Below are 26,070 nucleotides of genomic sequence, written 5' to 3'. Positions count from 1 at the left end.
CCTTTTTTTCTCTAGAGTATACAATTAAATATAAAAAAGATATATCAAATTATTTTTTATTAAACTAAATACAGTATAATTATATTAATAATAAGAAAGGGGTGACTTATTTTGCATAGTTTGGAATTAAAATTATCGGATGATCTTTTTTTGAGATTAAAAAATCAAGCAAAGAAAGATAATCTTTCTATTGAAGATATAGTGATTAATGCTCTTGATAATAGCATCTCTAATGCTGAATCCAATTTTGAAATTAGAAATGTTGTAGGTCAAGAAATTGATGGAAAAAATATTTTTGAAAAAGATGATCTAGTATTAATTCATGGAATTTTCTATAGATATAAGTTAGATGAAAATCTAGCTAAAATAGATAAAAAAGAAACTTACATAATTAAAAACGCCACTGGAAATATTATAATTATAGGTCGAAATGGGGAAAAATAATGGCATTTGGAATAACAATTGTTCGTCAAAATAATCAAGGTTTAATTGAAACACTAGGTAAATATCGTAGAAGTGTTGAATCTGGCTTACATTTCTACATCCCTTTTGTTCAAAGAGTTCGTAAGGTCAGTCTTGCTATGTCACCACTATCTTTACCTAACTACTCAATTATTACAAAGGATAATGCCGACGTACGTGCTAGTTTGACATTAAACTACCATGTTACTAATTCTGTTAAATATACATATGAAAATACAGATTCAGTAGAATCTATGTCACAGCTAGTTCGTGGTCATCTACGTGATATTATTGGACGTATGGATTTGAACGAAGCTTTAGGTTCAACTGCTAAAATTAACCAAGAGTTGGCATTAGCTATCGGTGATTTAACAAATACATACGGTATCAATGTTGATCGTATAAACATTGATGAATTAACACCTTCTACTTCTATTCAAGCAGCGATGGACAAGCAACTTACAGCTGATCGTGAAAGAGTTGCTTCCATTGCCAAAGCTGAAGGTGAGGCTAAATCAATCGAACTAACAACTAAAGCTAAAAATGATGCTCTTGTTGCTACGGCTGAAGCCGAAGCAAATGCTACAAAAACTAGAGCTGATGCTGAAAAGTATCGTATTGATACTATCCAAACTGGACTATCAAACGCTGACGATAAGTACTTTAAAAATCAATCCATTACAGCATTCTCTGATTTAGCTAAATCAGAATCAAATACAATCGTAATACCATCTGATGAAATTACTGAACTTGGTAAATTACCTGTTGCCGGTAAACTTCTAGGAACAAAAAAATAATATAAACAAAAAAAGTATACCTACAGGGTATACTTTTTTGTTTATTTAACTGTGAAAACATCACTTACATCAGCTGGTGTATAACTATCAACTGTTACCTTATTTGCCTTAGCAAAGGAATTTGTATTCATAATATATGTCAAAATTCTCTTGGCAGATAATTGCAAGTCACCTAGCATTAACTTGTTGCCATTTTCACCAGTTTTTGAAACATTTTCTTGAATATGGCTCACTGTACCACCAGGCATGATTAAATCATTTCCGGCATGTATTGATTCGGCTGGAGTTTCTAATCCTCCAACACTAAACCAATCAGTCATTACAGATCCTTTATAACCCCATTCACCACGTAAAATATCTGTTAATAATTCATAATTTGTTGAATTATATACACCATTTACCTTGTTATAAGATGACATTATAAATTCTGGTTGTGAATCCTTAACAGCAATCTCGAAGCCTTTTAGATAAATTTCTCTAAGTGCTTGTTCACCAATTACTGAATCACTTGTCATACGGTCTTCTTCTTGATTATTGGCAACAAAGTGTTTTATGGTTGTTCCAACACCAGGGTTAGACTGTACTCCTCTAGTCATGGCAGTTGCTGATACTCCAGAAACTAACGGATCTTCTGAATAATATTCAAAATTACGTCCATTTAAAGGATTACGATGGATATTCATTCCTGGTGCTAACCAAGTATCAACACCAAATTTAATCATTTCTTGACCAGTTTGACGACCAATTTTTTCAATCATATCTTTATCCCATGATTGAGCTAACAAAGTACCTATTGGCCATGCAGTAGCATATTGATAATATGTTTTTCCCATATCAGTATACTCATTTGTTAGACGCAAACCAGCTGGTCCATCTGCATTGACTGTAATTGGAACACCCTTATTTACTAATGTATCAGTTGTTTGTCCTGCAGCACCCTTAACTTGAGTTGAGGCATTACCAACTATAGAAGGATTTTCTGTTAATTCTGACATAATGTCATTAAAATTAGTGCCTTTAAAGGTCATGCTTCCATTTACTATCAAACTCAATTGTTTTGCTGATAAACTAGCCACAAACTGATCCATAGTTATCTTATGATCGTAGACATCTTTCAATGTATAAGAAGATGCCACGTATCCAACATTTTCGATATTCTGATTCATACCATTATCGGGCAAATTTGCTACTTGTGAATCATCCGTTATTAAGGTTGTAGTTGAATTTGAATCGTATTTTGATGCATTATCTCCATTAACCAAATTCAATGAATTAGGATCTAAATTAAGCTTAACCGCACCTGACTTATCCATATTCTTTGATAAGTTTGAATTTGAAGGTTGTGCGTGCAATTCAGTTGGATCATTAGCAGGCATTACCTTATTAGATAATTGTTCTGTTATAACAGTTTCCGGTAAGTTTAAAACTGCTGAAACCTTAGTATTTCTTGAGCTGTCACCTATTAGTAATGTATAGTCTCCAGCGTCCATAACATAGGCAGCTTTTTCAATATCATAACTAGCCATATTTGAAGCATCAAAAGTAATTACTAAATTTTGACTTTCTCCTGGTGCTAAATTCTTTGTTTTAGCGTAAGCAACCAAATTTTGATAAGCTTTATCAACAGTTCCATCTTGTGCTGAGTAATAAACTTGGACAACTTCTTTTCCAGAATACTTGTCGCCTGTATTTGTAACTTTTACTTGTGTAGTAATTTTGTTGTCACTTAGCATTGTACTTAATGGTTCAATATTGAAGTTTGTGTATGACTCACCATAACCAAATTCGTAATGAGGAGTCACATTATAGGTATCAAAATAACGATAACCTACGTAGATACCTTCATTGTAATTTTCAAGTTCTGAATTGTTATCATTTTTACTAAAAGTATCTGAAGATGGATAATCAGAGTAATTATATGCCCATGTATCAGTTAGTTTACCTGATGGAGTTACTTTACCACTTATAATATCGGCAACAGCATTACCCCCTCTTTGTCCTGCTTGTGACATGAGTAAAACTGCATCTAAGTCTGGCATTTCATCAATCCATTTTGTATCAATAGGAGCACCAATATTAAGTAAAACTATGCTTTTTTCATAAGTTTTAGACATTTTTTTGATATTTTGATATTCATTGTCTGTTAACAGATAGTCACCTTTTGTATCTGTACGATCAGCTCCTTCTCCAGAATTACGTTGAAGTACATAGATACCGACATCTGCGGGAGCAGAATCAAATTCTTCTTGAGTGATAGCTTTATCATCATATTTGAAGGTCGATAATAAAGAATTGCCTTCATTGTCATAATCTTGTTTCTTTTGATCATAATCACTCTTAGTATCATTTAAATATTCGTCTGATGTTATTTTATAACCACTATCATTTAATCCATCCCAGACGTTAACCGTATCTCTAGGATTACTATCTCCCGATCCAGTTCCACCTTTTATCGTTCCATAAGCCCCACCACCATACAATGCAACTGTATCGTCAGTTGATACTGGTAAAGCGTTGTTTTTGTTTTGTAGTAGAACCATAGAATCAGCTGCTGCCTGTTGTGAAAGATCAGCATTATTCTGCTCATCTGTTGTCTCTGTGGGATCTACAGTTGCCGCTGAAACCTTATTTGACTTACTTAAAAATAATACAGATCCACCAATAATTATTGATGATGCTGCAAACAAGTATAAATATTTTCGATATTTTTTGATAATCTTCACACCCCTTTTTTATACGTGATTATTTTAACATTTATAAAAACGATTACAATATTAATCAAAATAAAAAGTACATAAATATGTACTTCTTAAAAGGTTTGAAAAATTCTAGAATTACCTTCATTATCAAGATTAAAATTGAATTCTGTTTCAAAAGTGTTTTCTAGTGAATCTTTTTGAATAATATCCTTTGTTATTCCCTGCTTAATTATTGATCCATTGTTGTACAAAATTACATAATCAGATAACTGTGCAAGAGTATCTAAATCATGATCCACAATAAAAAAAGATTGCTTATTTTTTGCATCTTTTATCAATTTAACAACTTGTTTTTTATACTTAGGATCAAGATTATTAAATGGTTCATCAAGATATACATATTCTGTTGACTCAATTAAGACCGCTATAATAAGTAATACTTGCTGTTGACCACCAGACAAAGAATTGAAAGGAATATCCAATTTATCAGTTAAATTAAGATATTCTAAATACTCTGAATAATCAAGTTCATGATGATTACTCAAATCTAAAATAGAGCGGACACTTATTGATCCATAGATTTTCTCTCGTTGATTAAAATAGGCAACTATACTTGATCGATTTTTAATTGAGATTTCTCTCAAGTTGTTATCGTTATAAAATACGTTTCCTTCGTAATCTTTAATTTGTCCTGTAAGTATCTTCAATAAAGTACTTTTACCGCTACCATTTGGACCAATAATTGAAGTAATTCCTTTATTAGGGAGTTCTATTGAAAGATTATCAATAACTGTTTTTTCATCATATGAATAACTAATATTCTTCGCTTCCATTGCTCCCCCTAATTACAAAATAAAATAATATTGGTGCACAGATTATATTACAAATTAAAGCCGCAGGTATTTCAACCGGATAGAATAGATTTCTTCCCAAAAAGTCAGAAAGAATCATCAGATTTGAACCGAGTAAAATTGTATCGATAAAGTATCGATTAGTTTTTATACCATCAATTTGTTTAACAATATTAGGAATAACAATTCCTAAGAATAAGAATTCACCGACTATTCCAACCACAGTTGATATAACGATACTGATTATTAATAATATATAAATATTTATCTTTCGAATGTCTATTCCTAACTCAATAATTTTGTTGTCATTAAAAGAGTAATATGGAATATATTTATCAAACAAAATCAATAAAGTCAGTAATATACATCCTAAAATAATCATTAGGTATGCTTGATTTGGACTAATTAGATTAAATCCAGCAAAAATTGAAGATTCTTGGTTATGCGTTATATAATTCAGTATCTGATTTAAGCATGTAAAGAAAACACTTAGACAAACACCAAACAAAACAAATTTTGTAGGGCTGACATCTTTTGCCTTTATCCAAACTAAGATTCCAATTAATAATAATGATCCAACAGCACCATATATAATTTTTGAACCTAGAAATATTGGCAGAAAAATTACTAATAAATTTTTAAAAAAATTAGCACTGGATGTCAATCCAACTAAACCAGGATCAACTAGATTGTTTCTAAATATCAATTGTAAATACAGTCCTGAAATTGATATTAATGCACCAGTAAACATTGCTACTACTGTTCTGGACAATCTCAACTGTAACACAGCTGCATTTGTACCTTTTACATTAAAAGGATTTATAACACTACTATCACCAAAGCTGATATTCAAGTAGAGCAATATCAACAATAGGACAGCATTAAATATTAGAAATTTATTGAGTCTTGTTTTACTTTCCATTGACAATTTTATTTATCCCATTTAAAGCACGAATAACATTCATATTAGCGGTTGAAGAGTATAACGGTTCTTTCAAATAAAATACTTTTCCATTTTTAAAAGCGGGCATCTGCTGCCAAACTTGATTACTGGAAAATTCCGTTTGAAAGTCTTTCTTTACTACATCAGGCATAGCATGAGCTAAACATATAACAATATCAGGTTTAGCTTTTTGAACCTCTTCCATATTAACTGAAACATACTCACCACTAGTATCTGATTCGATTACTTTATTATTTGTAGTACTTACTAGTGATCCTATATATGAATTACTAGTCGCCTGCAGATAACTTCCTCCAGGCATTCCAAAAAGAATTAACACTTTTTTTGGTTTGTTATTTTTAATATCTTGTTTTATTTTATTGACGCTTCTATCTAGCTTGGCATTATAATCGTCAGCATATTTTTGTTTACCATATTTTTTTGCCATTGAATTCAGAGAACTTTTTAAGCTATCAATATTTTGTAAATCAACATATGTAACATTTATGCCGTTACTTTTAAATCCTTCATTCAAAGTATCCTTAAGAGTAGTTACAGCATAGACCTGATTAGCATTTAGCTTCTTTATTTTCTCCATATTTGGAGACATTGGACTTCCAACTTTTGTAACACCGTTATATCTTTTGGGAATGCTATAACTTGTTGTTGGTATTCCTTTTAAGTTTATATGAAGGGTGTCTGCCATTTGAACTAATGCATATGTTGTAACGACTGGATCATTGTCATTCTTATTATTATCTGTACTTTTTGATAATACATTTAAAGAAAAAATTGAACCTAATCCTATCAACCAAAGAAAAAAGACGAAAATTATTGTCTTAGAATAACTTTTTCTTTTTTGCAAAGAATCCTCCACCGAGTGCTAATGCACCAACTGCCACAGCGGCAGATATTTGAGGAATGTTAGTCTTATCATTTTCGTCTTTTTTGGTTGATTTCTTTTTATCACTTTTATTGTTTGATTTTGGTGATTTCTTTTTGTCAGTTTTCTTTTTTGGCTTTTTATCTTTGTCAGATTTCTTTTCAGAATTATTCGCATTGCTTTCAGCATTTGAATTTTCTGGTTGTGCAGCAGCTGATTGCTGTGAATTATTTGAATTGTTCAATTTAGGATAGTTACTGAACATTAAGCCAAATGGATATGTATGATGATAATCAATACTGTCAATATCAACTTTCATTGTACCTGTAATATTACTTAATTGATTAGAAGTAAAAGTAATTGTTGTATAGTAAAAATTTGCATCCTCACTATTTTTAATACCTGTTGTTTGAACATTCATAGATAAAATTCTAACAGGCCAAGAACCTAATTTTTTATCAGTCTTAACTGTGTAAGACACTTGATAAGAATTATTTACGACATTTACTGTCGCAGGTTTAGAAAAATAAGCATCGGCATAACTTGTAGCGCCACTTGGTTGGACAACTGTATAGTTAACAGCATCAGCTTTAACATCTTGAATATTACTTGTTAAAGTAATACCTAAAATTGTAGCAAGCGTTATAAAAACTAGAGAAACTATTTTCTTCATAGCAAGTCCTCAGAAAACTTTGTACGTGCAATATTAAACATAGCTATTGAAAGTAATATAAATCCCGCGTATGAAATATATTGAGGCAAAGCTTTACTGCTTGTTTGAGGTAGCATTCCACTATATGAAGGTAACGAACTACCTGAGTTTCCTGACAATGATGGCATCATTGGTGATGAACTTACCCCTGTAAAACTAGGTAGAGAAGGAGCAGTTCCTGAACCACCATTTGATTTATCATTTGATAAACCAGATACAATTGGTAATTCTACTTGCGTATTGTTGTCACCATCTGACTTACTAAATTTAAAGTTAATATTGTAAGTTTCATGATATGAATAGCTATCTATATCTACTTTAATTTTGGCAGGAACTAAGTTATTAAGCTCATCCAAACTTTTTACAGTAAAGTCAAAAGCCATATAGTAGTAATCACCACTTTGATATGTAGTAATATCGTCTTTATCTATCTGACTGTTATTGATTGATAAAATTTGAGTAGTATTTGGACCATAACTAACTGGTGTTTTCATTTCAAGACCTACAATGTATTCACCATTTTGTGCCTGCTTTACTGTAGCTTTTTGAGTAAAGAATTGATTAGCAGTTGAAATACCATCATTTGAATCTTCTTTCAATACTTGATAACTGTAATCTCCTACATTTATCGGTTGATCAGTGACTGAACTTTCAGTCTTAGTTTCTGCCTTAGCTTCAACGTTAGTTGTACTTGTTACGTTATTAGAAGATTGTACAGAAGAATTTGTTTTTGCAATTCTTAATTGCATATTTTGTGATTCGTTAACCAAACCAGGAACACTAATATTGACTGTCATATCACTAAAACTACCATCAGAATTTATTGGTAAGGTAATCTTTCCATCTGATGTAGCTTGATATGTTTTTCCATTTATAACAATAGATGACAAGCTCTTTTTAGCAATATCACTCAAAGGAATTGTAGCGGTAGTTTGATCATTAAAAGTCTTTATATCAGCCATTCCATCAAATAATGGTCGTTTTATATAAGGTTGACCGTTATAGTAAACATCAACATTTGATTGATAATCATTTGTTGAAGCTGCTTGAACTTGTTGAATATTTATTACATCATCAACAACTGCTGTACTAAATCCAACAATACCTAAAGACAATAATGTAAGACCAGTATATTTTATTCTATTCATTTTCATCAATACTTCCCCTTAAATTAATGAACTAGCTTTAACCCATTCATGAGTTGCTACGCGATAATATCTTGTACCAGTAGAATCAGTTCTAGTTCTATCTGTATACCATGATGAATTTCCGGCAAGAAGACGGTTTTTAACAACATTGTAACTATCGTCATACAAAGTAGCGATCTGACTATTAGTTGTTACTGATTGATTAATAGGATCGTAACTATATCCAAATTCTTTATCAAAAGCAGAGCCATTAGATGTGTTTCCACCTGTTGTTGTTTCTGTCTTAGGTGATGCTATTCTTAGTTGCATTGGTTGAGATTCATTAATCAATCCAACAACTGATATATTGACTGTCACATCTGAAAATGATCCATCAGTCTTCAAAGGTAAAACAAGTTTGCCATTATTTGGATAATATTTTGATCCGTTTATATCGATACTTGCCAAACTAGTTTTAGCTAGACTACTCAAAGTTAAAGTTACATTTGCTAAATCTGTTGAGCTGTAATCAACGGTAGCTGGATTTGTGAATAATGCACGCTTTGTGTAGGCTTGACCCTTGTAATATAAATCAACATTTGAAGTATATGTATTAGTAGCGGCTTGAGCTACTCGCACTGAACTTCCTTCATTAGTGATAATTCCTGAAGTACTTGCGACTGCACCTGTAATTAGTAAGGCAACACAAAGATACTTAATTTTACTTGTTTTCATAAAATAATCCCCCATTTAATTTATATTTATCACATTTCCATTATCGATAAATGTAATTCTAGATTATCCCAGTATAGGCATTTCGTCAACCAACATTGTATGCATTTACATAAAAAAGAACCTAACTATAAGTTAGGTTCTTTTTTAAAATTATAAATATCAGAAAGCTCCTCCTCCGGAACCGCCACCGAATCCGCCAGAGTTCCCTCCTGAAAAACCACCTGAACCACCTGAAGAGCTGGTTGTTACACCACTACTAAAGCTCTTAGAGAAGCTTCCTACAAAGTAAATATTGTTATATCCATATATAGGATATAAGTCACTTTCAGATATATCAGATAATTCAAAGTTTAATTTCAATGCTTTTATAACTTTCTTAGAAACTCCAAAAGCTGCAGCATATGGTAGTATTTGCTCCCATAAAATAATATCTCCTACTTCTGCCATTTTTATATCATCTATATCTTCAAGCATATTTCTAAATCCTCGTAATTCTGTAACTATGTGTACGCCCTCATCACTATATATAGATACATTTCTACGTTTTATATGTAAATTTAAAACTACTGATATCATAAATAAAACTGATATTACTCGAAATATAATTACTTGTATTCCACTAAAAGTTAATGGAATTATAAAATTAATAATTAATAGCAAGACACCTATTACTATTTGTCCTATTAAAGACCAACGTGCTATTTTCGCATGTTTAACATTAAAATACTTTGGATATTCCTTAAAAATTTCATTTTGCCAATTTTTATAACTTTTATTTAATTTTTGAGAATTATCTTTTTTTGTATATTTTTTAATGTCACTAATATCAAACGAATCACCGTCTCCAACTGAATCAAATAAGAAACCTAATAGATTATTATCTATTTTGGCTAAACGTCTAACATTAAAGTCTTTTTCATTTTCAGTAATTTTTATATTTTTTCTGTTTGCATCGACTAATAAATCACCAACAAAACCATTTTCATCCGGTTTCTTATTTTCTATAATCATTTGAGCAACGCTTGGTGATACTTCAGGAACTTCAAACCAATGATTTACTGGTGTTAATGTGTTATTGGGATCATTTTTAATTTTTCTATAGTTTATGAGTATTAGTATATAAATTATTAATGAGATAAATATTAAAGCTAGAGCAACTGAAAATAGTATTACTTTTTTATGATGTGATACTATCTCGTTCTCTTCAGAAATATTCTTTTCTTCTGAGATAATTTCAGATTTCATTTTCTTATCAACATTTTTTTCATTCTTAGGTGTTACTGATGTCGGAAATATCATATCTGTCTCTACAAAGCTATTTGAAGGATTATTATCCATATCTAGTGTCACATTACCATTCTTTGTATCAACAATCTTATTTCCGTTCTCAGACGCATGTACCCAAGCTCTTAGGTCATTAACATTCTTTTTAGGCAAATTAAATGTCACTTTAACATTTTCTAAATCAACATCCCAATTCTTACCAATGACTTTCCAATTTATTCTTGCTGTATCTTTATAGTTTGTAACTACTCCGTAAATTTTATAATGATAATTAAATTGTATTTTCTCATTAGAAATATCTGTATAGGTTTTTATTTTTAGTTCATTTTTATTATTAGTATATTTAACTTTAATTTTTCGAGAATCATCTGTAGTAACATTTATTGGTTTAGCTCCACCAGTACCATGAAGATCTTGAACAAAGTCAACTCCATGATAATCACCATCGAAGTCATAGGTTATCTTTTGATTAACATCAGCATTACCATATTCATCGATATTCACAATTACATTAAAGTTAGATATTGAGTAACTATCTGCAGATACATTCGTCTTAAAAAGAGCCAATGAAGCTATAAATATTGCTACTGCAAAAATAATATTTTTTAAATATTTCATTAACAAAAATTCCCCCTCTATTTTTAAAATGCGCCACCACCGCCAAATCCACCAGATGAACCATCTGTTCCCCCTGTGGTGAATAGGTTGCTGTTTCCTCCTCCAAGAATTATTCCGCTGATAAATATACCGGCAAATATTCCTGCGAAGTATCCGTTACTAAAATTAAAGATCGAATTTAGATTACTTTCTGCGATATCTGCATCTGGGAATGTCTTCTTAACTGCATCAATAACAGGTCTTGATAATCCAAATGCTGTCGCATATGGAACAATCTGTGCCCAATAATCTATATCACCGATATCTTTCAAATTAGTTTTATCGATATTCTTAAACATTTTTTCAAGTTGTTCAAAATCATTATTTAATACACTACCTCTGTCGTTATAAATGGTTACCTTTTTACGTCTGATTTTTATATCTATTACTACAAACAACATGAATACGACAGTAGCTACCAGGATAGGCAAACTGATATTTCTTTGCCATCCAATTCCTATTAGCATAGTTGCGTTTATTATTATCAATAATAAAGCTATCAAGTACTGTTTCATTGATGATCCTGTAACTATTCTTTCACTGGCTTTGTTAAAGTAAGTTCTGCCTTCTTCCATAATGTATCTTTGCCAATTCCTATAGGCTTCCTCAAGTCTTCCAAAGTTATCCCATTTTGAATATTTTTCAATATCCTTGTTACTTACAGATTGACCATTTCCAATCTTATTAATTAAATAATTCAACAGATAATTATCAGAAACTTGCAGACTGTTAATAGTAAAATTCTTATCGTCCTCAACTAGCTCAATATTTTGATCAGCTAATTCTTTTAGAACATCCCCTGTAAAAGCATTTTCATCAGGTCTTTCATTGTATAGAATGACCTGAGCAACACTTGGAGAAACGTCAGGAACATCCCCTAAATGGTTTATAGAATTGTATATGATACTCTTTTTAACTTCAATCTTCTTATATCTATAACGAAGAAATAAATATATCAACAATGCAGCAATTGCCAATATTTCTGAAATTGTAGTAGCAATCATTTGTTTTGTTTTTTGATTTTCTTTTTGCTCTTTAACGTAGTTATTCTCAGAAGAAATTATGTTATTTCGCTGATTTTTATTAACTACATTAAGATTATTGTTAGTTACCTCTGGAGGGAAAATTATATCAGCAGATAGTGCAGTCTTATATTTATTTTTTGCCATCTTGAAAGTGACTGTACCGGATTCTTTATCAACGATTCTTTCAACGTTACCAGTAGTCTGAGTCCAAGCTTTCAAACCGCTTATATTTCTCTTAGGTAATTTAAAAACTATATTTACGTTATACAAATCAGCGGTCCACTCACTGCCAATAACATTCCAATTTATTTGAGCAGTATCTTTATAATTGGTTACTAAATCGGACAAACTGTATTTGTAGACAAAAGTTACTTTCTCATTAGATAAATTGCCTTCTGCAGTAGCAAAAAGCTCTTCACTAGAGCCAATTGAATTAATTTTCAAATTCTTATTTTCAGGAAAATAAGTTACTTTAGGCAAAGTTCCGCCACCAGTTCCCCTGATATCTTGTACAAATTCGACACCTTTATATTTACCTTTAAAATCATAGGTAATCTTTTGAGTAACGTCTGCACCCCCATTATCCTTAACTTCAACAACTTCATCATAATTAGTTACTGAGTAAGATCGTGCATATACGTTATCTTGAAACATTACTAAAGCCATCAAAAAAGAGAAAAAAGTCATACTCAAATAAATTGTATATTTCATCCCCGTTAACCCCCATTAACTTGATGTCCTAATCTTATATTTTTTTATTATATTTGTCACAATTTTTTTTATAAAAAAAAAGAACCCAGATTTTGTCTGGATTCAGGGGGAATATACATGAATTTTTTTAGAAACTAAATACTTGTCCAATAAAGTTGCCCAAGGCATTTAGATCATTTGAGAATGTGTGGGCTCCAGCAGAAACTCCGCCTTTGATTGAGTTTAAAATAATCATTATTATCTCCTATCTTTTAGAATAATCACATTATCTGCGTTTTAACTTAAGCTAAGCTTAAATGGTGTTGTTCAAAGTTAATAAATAGAAATTAAATGATTTTATTAAAAATAATCATTTGGTAATACTCCTATTATCTATGTTCAGGCTTTTGGTTTGGATCTAATGGTAATTCTGGGATTGGTAGTTGTGGTCCAAATTGTGGAAATTGATTAAAATTTTGCATATTAGTTACCTCTTTTATTTAAATTGTATTTTATAAATATTCTATGCTAACGGAAAACATTACTTATTAGATGAGAAACTGCATTTAGATCATTAGCTGTTGTTTGTGCTCCAGCTGTTACTACTCCGTGAATTGAGTTTAAAATAATCATCTGATGTCCTCCTTTTCTTTAGTATGTCATCATTATGCTTTGAGCAAATTAAGCTAAACTTAAATTAATGTGAACATTATTTGATGAATTAATGAAAATAAAAAAGCATACCGAAAGGTATGCTTCTAAACTATTCGATAACCATATAGTTTACTAATTTGACTACGTAGTCATTTGTTTTTACTGTTTCCTTTGCTGCTTTTCCAATTTCTTCTGGTGAATCAGTTATAACCCCATCCACTTCATAAAACATAGTACGAGTAAGGACATCTTCATCATTTACTGTCCATGCATAGACTTTCTTCTTTTGATCATGAGCTTGCGTAACAAAATCAGAAGTCAATGTAGTGTACTCAACCGTGAAGAAATCCGCTTTTGTTTTTGGTGGACCAACGATATTAAACGGCATGATGTAACCAACTGTTAGTTTAGGATCGCGTGTCTTCAGTTCATCAACTATATCGATAGATAGTGAATGTATAATATCTCCTCTTTTTAAGAGCCCCTTACTATACTTCTTGATAAAAATACTAATCATATCCTTAGAATCAGCTTTGTTAGGTTTTATTTCTATCAGAAGTTTTTGATTGTCCTTATTGGCCGCGGCTAAATAATCATCAAAACTTATCACCTTAGAACTTTTTCCATTCTCTGTGACAGTTAATTTTTGTAATTGCTTCAACGTTAATTGGTGAGTAGTTGTGTTAACACCAGTCAAAGCCTTCAAATTATTATCATGCATTACTACAAATTTCTTATCTTTAGTTTCTTGAATATCCATTTCGACATAATCTGGTTTTACTTTGGTACTTGTATCATTCAGAGCATTAATAGAATTTTGAACAGCATTGTTTCCATTTACTCCACGATGTGAAATAATTTCTGGATTCGTTACTATCTGCCCTGAAAGATACATGTAATCATAGGTAACTGTTCCTGTTAGCAGTACCAATGAAAGTACCGTTGCTAACGTATAAAAAACAAACTTTGATATACCTGATCTTTTTGTCTTTTTAAGAATCAACTGATATCTCTCTTCAACAATACTTGGTTCAAACTCATACAGAACAACCGAAATAATATAGAAGAAAACAAGTGAGGATATCATCGTGAAAATATATTTTATTGCCTGGATAACTAATAATGAGACCATAGATACAGGTAAAGAAGCAGACGAAAAGTTCTTATCAACATACCCTTGGATTAATATTATTATGAAATACAAGATAGCTGTCATTAGATAAATAACTATATTAAATCCGATGAAATAACTTAAAATCTTTTTAGCCCATTTTTTAGTTAAGTATTTACTTGTCTTTATAGCATCCCTTAATTTCATTTTCTTGATGATCATTAAGGGAACAGTGAATATTAGACGATATCCGATATAAATTAATACTAGATAAACTAAGATTATCACTGGAACAAGTATGTATTTATTACTAAATATATAATCAAGTATAAATACAGGAATCTGAACCTTTGATAATAAATCAGTTTTGTAGCCAATCAAACTAAAGGGCATAATCAATATAAAGTAGAAAATTAAAAATAATAATGAACTAAATGATATTCTTCTAGTTTCTGTAAATGTCCTCTTTAGCAGATAAGTCTCAGGTAATTGATAATTTTTTTGAAGTAAAAATACTCCTAAAAATAAAAAGATAAACTCATAAATAATCATGAACAACATGAGGAGCATGAGGACTATTATCAAAATGCTGTAAAATGGATGAACTGAAAATGATAAGAATAGAGAAAAGAAATCAACTATTCCCTCATGTTTAAATGTCCATTCTATTGAGCTAGCCAACATTGGTATAATGACCAGGAATATCAAAATATTTACTAAAACAATATTCTTAGCATACCTAAACGTATTTCCAAAAAAAGATCTCAAATCTCTAATAAAAACTTTCAAATTTCCCACCTATTTCTAAAGCAATTACTTCTATTCTAATATAGAGCTAGTCATAAATAATAATATATCCAAAATTTTTATTTATTGTAAAAATTTATAAAATGTCATGTAATCGCTTGCAATGTTCTCCGGAGCATGATATAACTATAACCATAAAGGAGATAGCTCCTAACTCAAATGGAGTTAACCTCCTTGGCTGGTACATTTAACAAAAGGACTGAATTAGTCATATCGTGTATATACTAATAGTCACTGAATTATACATGGCCTTTTACATACTAGTAGAGCAGATTGATTTAAGTATCAAGCCCCTCTGGATCGAACGATGTAATAAGTACCAGTCGGAAAAGCATACTACCTTTGGTAGCGTGCTTTTTTATTTATTATGAAACATTTTATTTGTTCCACATGAAACACTTACAATAGAAAAACAGCTATAGAACAATGTTCTATAGCTGTTTTTTATTTTATTCTGCAACTTTGGCAATTCTACCTTGTTGAATGTAAATACTCAAAATTCCGATATCAGCAGGATTTACCCCACTTATACGACTAGCTTGAGCTAGAGTTTGTGGATTAATTTTAGATAGCTTTTGTACAGCTTCGGTAGCTAAACCACTCACTTTTGTATAGTCCAAACGTTCAGGAATTTTCTTTTCTTCCATACGTTTTAGACGATCAATTTTAATTTCTTCTTTTTTAATATAACCATAATATTTAACAGCAATTTCAACCTGTTCCTTAACTCGACGATCTGCTGTTACTTCTTCACCCATGATACTAATAACATCATCATAGTGAACCTCAGGACGTCTTAAGAAATGATCAGCTAAGATACCATCTTTAAGTGGTTTCATCCCTAATTTTTGTAAGAATGGGTCTGCCTGATTAGGTGTTATCATCTTACGACCCAATCTATCTAATTCTGCTTCAATTGCAGCTCTTTTTTCATTAAATGAAGCATATCTCTCTTCATTGATTAAGCCTAGGTCGTAACCCTTATCAGTTAATCTTAGATCCGCATTATCATGGCGAAGAATTAGACGATATTCGGCTCTACTTGTTAGCAATCTATAAGGTTCATTTGTACCCTTAGTAACAAGATCATCGATTAAAACTCCAATATATGCTTCATCACGACGTAAGATGAATGGATCTTTTCCATCAACTTTTAATGCTGCATTAATTCCAGCCATAAGTCCTTGACCAGCAGCTTCTTCATATCCAGAAGTTCCGTTCATTTGACCAGCTGTAAAGAGATTTTCTACTACCTTTGTTTCCAAATTTGGTTTCAATTGCCATGGCTCAACAACATCGTACTCAATTGCATATCCAGCACGCATTAACTTGGCGTTTTCTAATCCTGCCATTGAGTGAATCATCTCTAATTGAATTTCTTCAGGCATTGATGTTGAAAAATCTCCAACATAATATTCTTGAGTATTGCGACCTTCTGGTTCCAAGAATATTTGATGTCTTGGTTTATCAGCAAAGCGAACAACTTTATCCTCGATTGATGGGCAGTATCTAGGACCTACTCCCTCGATTACACCTGAATACATCGGTGCACGGTCAAGGTTGGCATTGATCACTGCATGTGTTTGTGAGTTGGTATAAGTCATCCAACAAGACAATTGATCCTTCAAATCTAAGTATTTTTCATCAGGTGTTTCAAATGAGAAGTGATTTGCTACCTCATCACCTGGTTGTTCCTCAGTTTTAGAAAAATCGATAGTATTTTTGTTCACACGAGGAGGTGTACCTGTTTTGAATCTAGTTAATTTGAATCCTTGTTTTTCTAGATCTTCTGATAATTTAATTGATGGTAGTGAATTATTTGGACCTGAAGAATACATCAATTCACCAATAATAATTTTCCCACGTGAGCTAGTTCCCGCTGTTAGTACGACTGATTTTGCATGATAAATAGCACCTGTACTTGTAACTACTCCTTGGCAAACACCATCTTCAACAACTAATCTTTCAACAACTCCTTGACGAAGTGTAAGATTGTCTTCATTTTCCAATGTATCTTTCATAACTTCGTGATACATATTCTTGTCTGCTTGAGCTCTCAAAGCTCTAACCGCAGGGCCTTTACCAGTATTTAGCATACGCATTTGGACATAGGTAGCATCGATATTTTTTGCCATTTGTCCACCTAAAGCATCAATTTCTCTTACAACGATTCCCTTAGCAGGACCACCTACTGAAGGATTACATGGCATGAAAGCTACCATATCAAGATTAATTGTCACTAGAAGTGTTTTCTTGCCCATTCTAGCTGCGGCCAATGCTGCTTCAGAACCGGCATGACCGGCCCCTACTACTACTACATCAAAACTGCCTGCTTCATATTCTTTTATTTCCATTAAAATCCACCTATTATTTTCCTAAACAAAATTGTGAGAATAACTGTGTTATCAACTCATCTGGATAGCTTTCACCGATAATTTCTCCCAGTGTCTCCCAACAAGTTGTCATATCTATTTGAACCAAATCTATTGGCATATCCATTTCGATACCATTGATTACTTCATTTAAACTATCTTTAGCTTGAAGCAAAAGACCAGCTTGACGAGCATTAGTAATAATAACGTTTGAACTATTGTTATCTTCGATACCTTCATTGAAAATATCACTAATTGTTGACTTGATTGTTTCAATTCCGTCATTTTTGATAGCTGAAGTTACTAGAACTATGTCATCTTCTTTCAATTGGTCAACATTTTTTGGCGATATCTTATGAACTAGATCATCCTTATTGAAGATAATAATACGTTTTTTATCGCTAGTTGCTTCTAATAATTCTCGATCTTCTTCTTCTAAATCACGACTAGAATCCAAAACAACTATTACCAAATCAGCATCTTTGAGCGCTTGTCTAGATCTCTCAACACCAATTTTTTCAACAACATCATCTGTTTCACGAACACCTGCTGTATCAATCAATTTCAAAGGTACACCATCGATATTGATGTATTGTTCAACGATATCTCTAGTTGTACCCGCAACATCAGTAACGATAGCTTTATCTTCATCCAACAAACGATTCAATAAACTTGATTTACCAACATTTGGCTTTCCAACAATAGCTGTAGCCAAACCATGTTGCAGGATTTGTCCACTGGTTGCTGTTTTCAAAAGACTGTCGATACTTTGACTGACTAATTTGGCCTTTTCAAGTAGTAAATCTGTAGTCATTTGCTCAGTATCGTACTCAGGATAATCAATATTAACTTCTACTTGTGCTAGTGTATCAAGGATTTCTTGTCGTAAATTGGAAATCAAATGATTTAAATTTCCATCTAATTGATTAACAGCTACTTGCATAGCTTTGTCTGTCTTAGCACGTATCAGGTCCATCACTGATTCAGCTTGAGTTAAATCTATTCGACCATTTAAAAATGCACGTTTAGTAAACTCACCTGGCTCAGCCATTCTGGCACCTGATCCAATTAAAGTTTGTAAAACTTTGTTAGTAGCAACAATTCCACCATGAGTATTGATTTCAACAATATCTTCTCGTGTGAACGTTTTGGGCGCACGCATTACTGATACCATAACCTCATCAATCAATGATCCATTTTCAGGATCGTATAAGTGACCATAGTTGATTGTATGTGATGCTACTTTATTTAAATCTGAACCCTTGAATAATTTGCTGGCTATTTCAATGGATTGGTCCCCAGACAATCTAACGACCGATATTGCCCCTTCACCAGGTGGTGTAGAGATAGCTGTAATTGTATCGTACTCAGTAACTGTAGGCATATTTCCTCCTTTAAGGCACAAAAAAAGTGCATAATCCACCCGCGACTATTGTAGGTGGAAAAGCACTTTGACTACTTTTCAGTATATTTAATTCTTTGATATATTAACGGGATTTAGTTTCTTTGTCAACTAGCTAAACTTTTTTAAATTTGTTTTATTCCACTTCAAATGATTCGCTTCACGTTCAATCGCTCTTGTTAAAACTAAATAGTGACCATAGTTATCGCTAATCATTTGATCATCTGAAAAGATTGATTTTAATCTTTCTTGCAAGTGATCTAATTTTTTCTGGTGAACTTCCAAATCCTGCTCAATTAATGATTTAAGGATTGGACTTTTACCATCCTTGATAAAAAACATCTTTAACGGTGTCAGTTCATCATTCTGATCATTTACAGGCTCTTTAAGCCAATTTAAGAGGTTGCTCTCACCATCAGATGTTATTTTATAAAAAGTCCTTCTAGAATCATTTTTGTCATCAATAGAAGTTATCCAATTATCATCTAACATACGTTGTAATTCTGGATAAATTTGACTATGAGAAGCATACCAAAATTCACCTATTTCGTTTTTAAACTCCTGGCTTATCTGATATCCCGTCAACTGTTCTTCATTGTTAATTAATCCTAGTATTACAAACGGTAAGATACGTTTCTTTGGCAAAAATATTCCCTCGCTTCAAAAAAAGAGTTAACTATTAAAGTTAACTCTAACATAATTCATTTTTATTTGTTAATACGTTTGTAGTTCTCATCGAAGTACTTGCCTTCACGAATATCATCAGGCATGCCCTCATAAGGTTCTTGGCTGATAACATCTTCGTTATTTTGGCCAGCATCCCCCATATAGGTAATGTTTGCAAATTCTGGAACAACTAATTTAGGGTAAGTCTCATATTTTTCACGAGATTCTTCCATCAAATCAATATGATCATTTTGGTAAGTTACAGTTATTTCAGGATGTTCTTCAACCCACTTAGGGAAGAAAATTGTTCCATGAAGCTTATTTTCATTTGGTAAGAAATCTAACGCAACATCTGTACCTGTAGGTTCAGTCCATGAAATTTTGTATATACCTTCTGTGAGCATAACAATGTTGGCTTCTTGATCAGTCACCCAGCGTCCTGCGACCATTCCGCCATGAATACGGTAATCTACAGTATGATCATTTTTTGCGTACCATTCATACTCCCAACCGTTGTCATATGTATAGATAAAGTGAGTTCCTAAAAAGTCTTCTAAAGTTTTAAATTGTTTTGTCATAGTATATATATCCTTCTTTCATTTTTATATCGTTATCAACATAGATAATATTATGTCTATATCAACATAGATAATATTATGTCTATATCAACATAGATAATATTATGTCTATATCGACATAAAGTCAAGACAAAATAAAAAGGATGATTACTCATCCCTTCCTGGTTATAGATCATGATTTTTTCTTTTAAGAGCTATTTTTCGTCTCTGCATCAAGTATTTAGTTAAAGTTATATTTCTTTTTTTCAATTGAAATTTCAAAATTATTAAGTAATATATCCAACCCAAGATACCTGCGAAGATGACAGTTAAAATATTTGGTAATTGTGCCCTCATACCAAAATGATCACGCAACATCTCCCATACTGGTTTTATAATTACGAATTCTAGACCTATGAAAATGATCAATCCTATAATGCGATATTTTTTACTCATATGCTTATATAATACCTTCAGACGAATTTTTTGAAATAATTGAAAGTATAGCACAGTATTTTCAGAAAAATTCACAAGGTAGCAATTAAAACAATTATTAATAAATTTATAATCATTTTTTGATAAATACTAAATAAAAAAGCTGAATCCATCTATATCAAAGATGAATTCGGCTTTTTATTTTTTATGTGCGCGTTTTTTGGCTTTTCTTATTTGACGTTGACGTTCTTTTTCACGTTCTTCTTTTTCACGTTGTTCACGACGATATTTGAATGGATTTTGGAAAACCAATGTCTGAATAACTTGGAAGAAGTTAGAAATTACCCAATATAGTGTAATAGCTGATGGGAATGTAAGAGCTGGGATAAAGATAAAGATTGGCATTACATAGGCCATTATCTTAGTTGTTGAATTCTGTGTTGGTTGTGAGTAACTTGACATGTATGTACTTAAGAAAGTAAATAATGCTGCTAAAACAGCCATTATGTAGTATGGATCTGGCTTTCCTAATTGCATCCATAGGAAACTACCATTACGTAGTTCAGCTGTTTTATAAATTGCTTGATACAAAGCAAACATAACTGGCAGTTGAATTAATAGCGGTAAACAACCTGCGACAGGATTAACCCCTGCTTCTGAATATAATTTTTGTGTTTCTTCACGAAGTTTTTGTTGTGTTTCTTGATCTTTAGCTGAATACTTCTTTTGAAGTGATTGAATTTCTGGTTGAACCTTCATTTGTTTATTCATACTTCTGATTTGGAACCAGTTAAGTGGTAACAAGATCATACGAATGATAATTGTAAAGAAGATAATACCCCAACCATATTGGTTCCCTACTAATGAAGATAACCATAGGATAAATCTTGAGAAATTGTACAAGACAATGTGATCCCAGAAACCACTACTTTGACTAGTTATCGGTTCATTTAGGTTAGAACAACCTGTTAATATCAGAACCAAACCAAGTAGCATAAATATTCCGACATATTTTTTATAATTCTTCTTATTCACGTCTACACCCTTTAATTAAATTATTTATCTGTATCTTCTATCATTTTACCTAATTTTAGTAAATGTACTATATTTTTTTTCGTTTCGGCCATATCCAAGTAGAAAGCACCCTTACGTGCAATAATTAAAAAGTCCGTATCATTAGGAATCTCTGGTTTCAATTCTAATAATGATTGGCGAATATATCTTTTGATTCTATTGCGACCTACGGCTCTTAAAGAGATCTTTTTCCCTACAGAGATACCTACTCTAAAATGTTTTTGTCCTTCATTATGAATTTGATAAAGAACAAAGTTACGGTTGGCACATGATTCACCGTTTGAATAAACATTTTGAAATTCCGATTCTTTTTTTATACGAAAGCTTTTTCTCATCTTAATTAAGCCACCATTTTATTTGTTGAAATAAAAAAGGGTCACTAACTAGTCAGTGACCCCTCAAAATTATGCTGATAATACTTTTCTACCTTTTCTTCTACGTCTTGCAAGAACTTTGCGACCATTACTTGTGCTCATGCGTTTCATAAAACCATGTACACGTTCACGATGACGTTTCTTAGGTTGAAATGTTCTTTTTGTAGTCATCAGTAGACCTCCTGAATAAAATTAACTCTTCAGACAATTGCTCTATAAATATATCATGTTTTTATTAGAATGAAAACCATTATTTTACTGGTTTTTAATAAGTTATTAACAATCACCCCTGTGAACTTAATGTTAATAGATTGTATAAAAAAGGTTATGAACATTTCTTTGAACAACTTTTTGCGGAAAATACTTATTTGTTACTTACTTTTCCACAGGTTTGTTATCTTTTTTCTATTTTTCAGCAAAAGACTGTTAAAAAGGGGCTAGTTTTATCAACAGCTTGTGGAAACAATTGTGAATAACTAATAATTTCTCTTAATTTACACAATTTTTTTGGATTTGTATTAACAAGTTGTTATTTTTTTTTAAATAAAACATATGTTCTGTGGAAAACTTTTTTTTCAAATGATAAACTTATCTTTGTTATTTTTCGTTAAGTAGGTCACTAAAATTTATATAGGGGGGAGAATTATTGTGCAGGACTTAAACAATGAAACTGCAGTTAAATTAACAGAGTTTTGGAATTTCTTTACTGAAAAACTAAAATCTAATATGACACCAGTTAGTTATACAACATGGATTGAAAGTGCTAAACCTGTAAATCTTGAAGGTAATGATATCTATATCTCTGTTCCATCTGATCTTCATAAGGATTACTGGAATCGTAACTATTCAAAAGATATCGCACTTTACTCATTTGACTTTAATGGTCAGGAATTAAATCCTGTCATTAAAACAGAAGATGAGTTTAATGAAACATCAAATTCACAAAACAACTCTACTGGAACAGAAAAACCAGTAAAAAATAGAGAAGAGAGACAAGTCTTCCATAGTTCTGATTTGAATTCAAAATATACTTTTGAAGCTTTCATAACTGGTGGAGGTAACCAAATGGCTCACGCTGCAGCCCTTGCTGTTGCAGAAGAACCAGGTCGTATCTATAATCCACTATTTATATATGGGGGAGTGGGATTAGGTAAGACTCACTTGATGCAAGCCATTGGACACCAAATGCTAGAAAATGATCCAACTGCGATAGTTAAGTACGTAACCAGTGAGACATTCGCTAACGACTTCATTAATTCTATTCAAAATAGAACACAAGATGATTTTCGACAAGAATATCGCAATGTAGACTTACTTTTAGTAGATGATATTCAATTTTTTGCTGAAAAAGAGGGTACTCAAGAAGAGTTTTTCCATACTTTCAACGAATTACATACTAAAGAAAAACAAATAGTCATGACTTCAGATCGTTTACCAAATGAAATACCTAAGTTACAAGAACGTCTGGTTTCTCGTTTCAAATGGGGACTATCTGTTGATATCACAGCACCTGACTTGGAAACAAGAATTGCTATTCTTAGAAATAAAGCTAATGCCGAAAATCTTGAAATACCAACCGAAACACTTTCATATATTGCTGAGCAAGTAGATTCAAACGTTCGTGAACTTGAAGGCGCTCTTGTCCGTGTTCAAGCATTTTCTACTATGAAAAATGAAGATATTTCAACCAGTATCGCTGCCGATGCTTTAAAAGTATTGAAGCTCAACAAAGAAAAACAAGGTGCTTCAATTGCTAAAATTCAAACCAGCGTTGCAAAATACTTCAATATTACAGTCAATGATATGAAAGGTAAAAAACGTGTCAAAACTATTGTTGTACCTAGACAAATTGCCATGTACCTTTCTAGAGAATTGACTGGTAAATCATTACCACAAATAGGACGTGAATTTGGAAACAAGGATCACACTACAGTAATGCATTCATGCGAAAAAATTAATGAACTTATTGACTCAGACAGTCAAATTAAACTCGCTGTTGAGGAATTGAAAGAAGATCTGAAGTAATTCACATGTGGAAAACTATCCAATTTATCAACATTTATCCACAGAAGTTATTCACAGCTGTCAGACTTGGCTCTGTAGTGTTACACTAGTTTATGCACGCAATTAACAGGACCTACTACTATTACTATCTATATATATTAATTAATTAAAAAAGGGACTCAGCAAATGAAATTTTCTATTGATCGTATCAAATTTGTAAATCAATCAAATAATGTTTTGAGAGCAATTTCTAGTAAAACTACAATTCCTATACTTACAGGTATCAAGTTAGATTTAGACGAATCTGGCTTAACCTTAACTGGTAGTAACGCTGATATTTCTATCCAAGCATTTATATCAAGTGATTCAGACAATGATCTAAATATTGAAAGTACTGGTTCTATTGTTTTACCTGCTCGTTTTTTCAGTGAAATTATTAAGAAACTTCCTGGAGATACTTTAACTTTGGAAGTAACAAACAATAATCAAACTGTTATTTCTTCTGGTGTTTCAGAATTTACTATCAACGGATTGGATGCAAATAGTTATCCACATCTTCCAGAAGTTGAAACAAGTGAACAACTAACAATTCCAACTAATCTATTCAAAGAAGTCGTTAGTCAAACTGTTATTGCCGTTTCTACTCAAGAAAGTCGTCCCGTACTTACAGGTGTCAACTTTATTTTAAATTCAGAAGGACTAACATTAGTTGCTACAGATAGTCATCGTCTATCTCAGCGTAAGATTGATATTACAAGTGATGAAGCATATTCATTTATCATTCCTGGTAAAAGTCTATCTGAATTGATTAAGACAGTGAGTGATTCTATTAAAGAAATCAAAGTTGCTATATCTGAAAATCAAGTTCTTTTCAGTTTTGACAATGTTATGTTCTTTTCACGTTTACTTGATGGACGTTATCCTGAAACAGATCGTTTGATTCCTAGTGACTCATCAACTCGTTTGATGTTTGATTCTTCAAAATTAATCTCATCTGTTGACCGTGCGTCAATTCTTTCACACGAAAGTCGTAACAATGTTATCAAACTAGTAATAAATGTTGCTGATAAAAAAGCCATTCTAACTGGTAATTCTCCAGAGGTTGGTACAGTTGAGGAAGTTCTTGAACTAGAGAACGTTGAAGGGGAGGATTTAGAAATTTCCTTCAATCCTGATTACTTGAAACAAGCACTTCAATCCTTTGGTGGAAGTACAATTACAGAGATGTCATTCACATCTCCATTACATCCGTTCACATTGAGACCTACTGAAAATAAAGAAAACTTTGTTCAACTGATAACTCCAGTTAGAACATTTTAAAAAGAAGATTCTTGGAATCTTCTTTTTTTTTGCATAAATATAGCCTTATTTTTAGTTTTAAAAAGATTTTAGATTATTTTAGTAGGGGAACAAGTAAATGGGGGTAAAATGTCTCAAATCGCTTAAAAATTGCCTATAGCTTGTTTTTATAGTAAAAAACAACTATAATATTACCTATGTCATTAGTGAATAAAATGATGGATGAGGGGATAATTTATGTCTGAAAAAATTACGATCGAGACAGAGTTCATTACTTTGGGTCAGGCTATCAAAGAAGCTGGTATCGTGGGTACTGGTGGCCAAGCCAAGATGTACTTAAAAGACAATATGGTTCAGGTAAATGGTGAAGATGAGAATCGTAGGGGTAGAAAACTTTACTCTGGTGATGTTCTAGTTATTGAAAATACTACTTTTGAAATTGCATAGTTC

23 protein-coding genes are annotated in these 26,070 nt (G+C 31.9%); 5 read left to right on the top strand and 18 right to left on the bottom strand.

The annotated features are described in order from the left end of the window. The first annotated feature begins 150 nt into the window (after positions 1 to 150). Entirely contained in the window at positions 151 to 444 is a 294-nt protein-coding gene (locus EKN01_RS06660) for a toxin-antitoxin system HicB family antitoxin (protein WP_129045511.1), read from the top strand. Further along, positions 444 to 1,259, top strand: coding sequence for an SPFH domain-containing protein (locus EKN01_RS06655; RefSeq protein WP_099974083.1), 816 nt, complete (start codon positions 444 to 446; stop codon positions 1,257 to 1,259). The genes EKN01_RS06660 and EKN01_RS06655 overlap by 1 nt, the downstream gene beginning before the upstream one ends. Positions 1,260 to 1,300: 41 nt before the next feature. On the opposite strand, the gene EKN01_RS06650 is transcribed toward EKN01_RS06655, so the two are convergent. The 18 genes from EKN01_RS06650 to rpmH all read right to left on the bottom strand — a co-directional run bounded on the left by EKN01_RS06650 (position 1,301) and on the right by rpmH (position 22,488). Then, positions 1,301 to 3,982, bottom strand: coding sequence for a glycoside hydrolase family 3 protein (locus tag EKN01_RS06650; protein ID WP_129045509.1), 2,682 nt, complete (start codon positions 3,980 to 3,982; stop codon positions 1,301 to 1,303). Between the two features lie 86 nt (positions 3,983 to 4,068). After that, positions 4,069 to 4,791 carry an ABC transporter ATP-binding protein gene (locus EKN01_RS06645; protein ID WP_129045508.1) on the bottom strand — a complete coding sequence of 241 codons (723 nt, stop codon included), beginning with the start codon at positions 4,789 to 4,791 and terminating at the stop codon, positions 4,069 to 4,071. Then, positions 4,772 to 5,731 (bottom strand): iron chelate uptake ABC transporter family permease subunit, encoded by a 960-nt coding sequence (locus EKN01_RS06640; RefSeq protein ID WP_129045506.1) that lies wholly within the window; start codon positions 5,729 to 5,731, stop codon positions 4,772 to 4,774. The genes EKN01_RS06645 and EKN01_RS06640 overlap by 20 nt, the downstream gene beginning before the upstream one ends. Next, positions 5,721 to 6,617 carry an ABC transporter substrate-binding protein gene (locus EKN01_RS06635; protein ID WP_129045505.1) on the bottom strand — a complete coding sequence of 299 codons (897 nt, stop codon included), beginning with the start codon at positions 6,615 to 6,617 and terminating at the stop codon, positions 5,721 to 5,723. The genes EKN01_RS06640 and EKN01_RS06635 overlap by 11 nt, the downstream gene beginning before the upstream one ends. Continuing rightward, positions 6,592 to 7,308: an NEAT domain-containing protein gene (locus EKN01_RS06630; RefSeq protein WP_129045504.1), complete on the bottom strand. Its 717-nt coding sequence runs from the start codon at positions 7,306 to 7,308 to the stop codon at positions 6,592 to 6,594. Before EKN01_RS06630 ends, EKN01_RS06635 begins: the two co-directional genes overlap by 26 nt. Beyond that, a complete protein-coding gene (locus EKN01_RS06625; RefSeq protein WP_129045503.1) occupies positions 7,305 to 8,501 on the bottom strand; it encodes a hypothetical protein in 1,197 nt (398 codons plus the stop codon). Before EKN01_RS06625 ends, EKN01_RS06630 begins: the two co-directional genes overlap by 4 nt. Positions 8,502 to 8,513: 12 nt before the next feature. Further along, positions 8,514 to 9,209 carry a hypothetical protein gene (locus EKN01_RS06620; protein WP_099974090.1) on the bottom strand — a complete coding sequence of 232 codons (696 nt, stop codon included), beginning with the start codon at positions 9,207 to 9,209 and terminating at the stop codon, positions 8,514 to 8,516. Between the two features lie 159 nt (positions 9,210 to 9,368). Continuing rightward, on the bottom strand, positions 9,369 to 11,111 hold the full coding sequence (locus EKN01_RS06615; RefSeq protein ID WP_129045502.1) for a DUF2207 domain-containing protein: 1,743 nt from the start codon (positions 11,109 to 11,111) through the stop codon (positions 9,369 to 9,371). Positions 11,112 to 11,134: 23 nt separating this feature from the next. After that, positions 11,135 to 12,886, bottom strand: a complete 1,752-nt coding sequence (locus EKN01_RS06610) for a DUF2207 domain-containing protein (protein ID WP_129045501.1) — start codon at positions 12,884 to 12,886, stop codon at positions 11,135 to 11,137. A 742-nt stretch (positions 12,887 to 13,628) separates the two neighbouring features. Further along, a complete protein-coding gene (locus EKN01_RS06605; RefSeq protein WP_164966380.1) occupies positions 13,629 to 15,419 on the bottom strand; it encodes a glycerophosphoryl diester phosphodiesterase membrane domain-containing protein in 1,791 nt (596 codons plus the stop codon). 467 nt (positions 15,420 to 15,886) lie between these two features. After that, entirely contained in the window at positions 15,887 to 17,791 is a 1,905-nt protein-coding gene (gene mnmG, locus EKN01_RS06600) for a tRNA uridine-5-carboxymethylaminomethyl(34) synthesis enzyme MnmG (RefSeq protein ID WP_164966379.1), read from the bottom strand. 13 nt (positions 17,792 to 17,804) lie between these two features. Further along, entirely contained in the window at positions 17,805 to 19,193 is a 1,389-nt protein-coding gene (gene mnmE, locus EKN01_RS06595; RefSeq protein ID WP_129045499.1) for a tRNA uridine-5-carboxymethylaminomethyl(34) synthesis GTPase MnmE, read from the bottom strand. Positions 19,194 to 19,322: 129 nt separating this feature from the next. Continuing rightward, positions 19,323 to 19,856: a PadR family transcriptional regulator gene (locus EKN01_RS06590; RefSeq protein WP_129045498.1), complete on the bottom strand. Its 534-nt coding sequence runs from the start codon at positions 19,854 to 19,856 to the stop codon at positions 19,323 to 19,325. A gap of 62 nt (positions 19,857 to 19,918) precedes the next feature. Then, complete coding sequence (locus EKN01_RS06585; protein ID WP_129045497.1) at positions 19,919 to 20,455, bottom strand: phenolic acid decarboxylase; 537 nt, start codon at positions 20,453 to 20,455, stop codon at positions 19,919 to 19,921. 165 nt (positions 20,456 to 20,620) lie between these two features. Continuing rightward, on the bottom strand, positions 20,621 to 20,890 hold the full coding sequence (locus EKN01_RS06580) for a hypothetical protein (RefSeq protein ID WP_129045496.1): 270 nt from the start codon (positions 20,888 to 20,890) through the stop codon (positions 20,621 to 20,623). A gap of 177 nt (positions 20,891 to 21,067) precedes the next feature. Then, on the bottom strand, positions 21,068 to 21,904 hold the full coding sequence (gene yidC, locus EKN01_RS06575) for a membrane protein insertase YidC (RefSeq protein WP_241685265.1): 837 nt from the start codon (positions 21,902 to 21,904) through the stop codon (positions 21,068 to 21,070). 20 nt (positions 21,905 to 21,924) lie between these two features. After that, entirely contained in the window at positions 21,925 to 22,278 is a 354-nt protein-coding gene (rnpA, locus tag EKN01_RS06570) for a ribonuclease P protein component (protein ID WP_099974101.1), read from the bottom strand. A gap of 69 nt (positions 22,279 to 22,347) precedes the next feature. Continuing rightward, on the bottom strand, positions 22,348 to 22,488 hold the full coding sequence (gene rpmH, locus EKN01_RS06565; protein WP_057887251.1) for a 50S ribosomal protein L34: 141 nt from the start codon (positions 22,486 to 22,488) through the stop codon (positions 22,348 to 22,350). A gap of 555 nt (positions 22,489 to 23,043) precedes the next feature. Here rpmH and dnaA point away from each other — a divergent pair. The 3 genes from dnaA to yaaA all read left to right on the top strand — a co-directional run bounded on the left by dnaA (position 23,044) and on the right by yaaA (position 26,067). Next, complete coding sequence (gene dnaA, locus EKN01_RS06560) at positions 23,044 to 24,342, top strand: chromosomal replication initiator protein DnaA (protein ID WP_241685270.1); 1,299 nt, start codon at positions 23,044 to 23,046, stop codon at positions 24,340 to 24,342. Between the two features lie 165 nt (positions 24,343 to 24,507). Beyond that, positions 24,508 to 25,641: a DNA polymerase III subunit beta gene (dnaN, locus tag EKN01_RS06555; RefSeq protein ID WP_129045494.1), complete on the top strand. Its 1,134-nt coding sequence runs from the start codon at positions 24,508 to 24,510 to the stop codon at positions 25,639 to 25,641. A gap of 216 nt (positions 25,642 to 25,857) precedes the next feature. Beyond that, positions 25,858 to 26,067 carry a S4 domain-containing protein YaaA gene (gene yaaA, locus EKN01_RS06550; RefSeq protein WP_099974104.1) on the top strand — a complete coding sequence of 70 codons (210 nt, stop codon included), beginning with the start codon at positions 25,858 to 25,860 and terminating at the stop codon, positions 26,065 to 26,067. Positions 26,068 to 26,070 lie beyond the last annotated feature (3 nt).

This window comes from Companilactobacillus metriopterae (assembly GCF_004117915.1).
In the GTDB taxonomy this organism is placed as follows: domain Bacteria; phylum Bacillota; class Bacilli; order Lactobacillales; family Lactobacillaceae; genus Companilactobacillus; species Companilactobacillus metriopterae.
The sequence above is the reverse complement of the archived record's forward strand: the minus strand, read 5'-3'. Positions and strand labels throughout refer to the sequence as shown.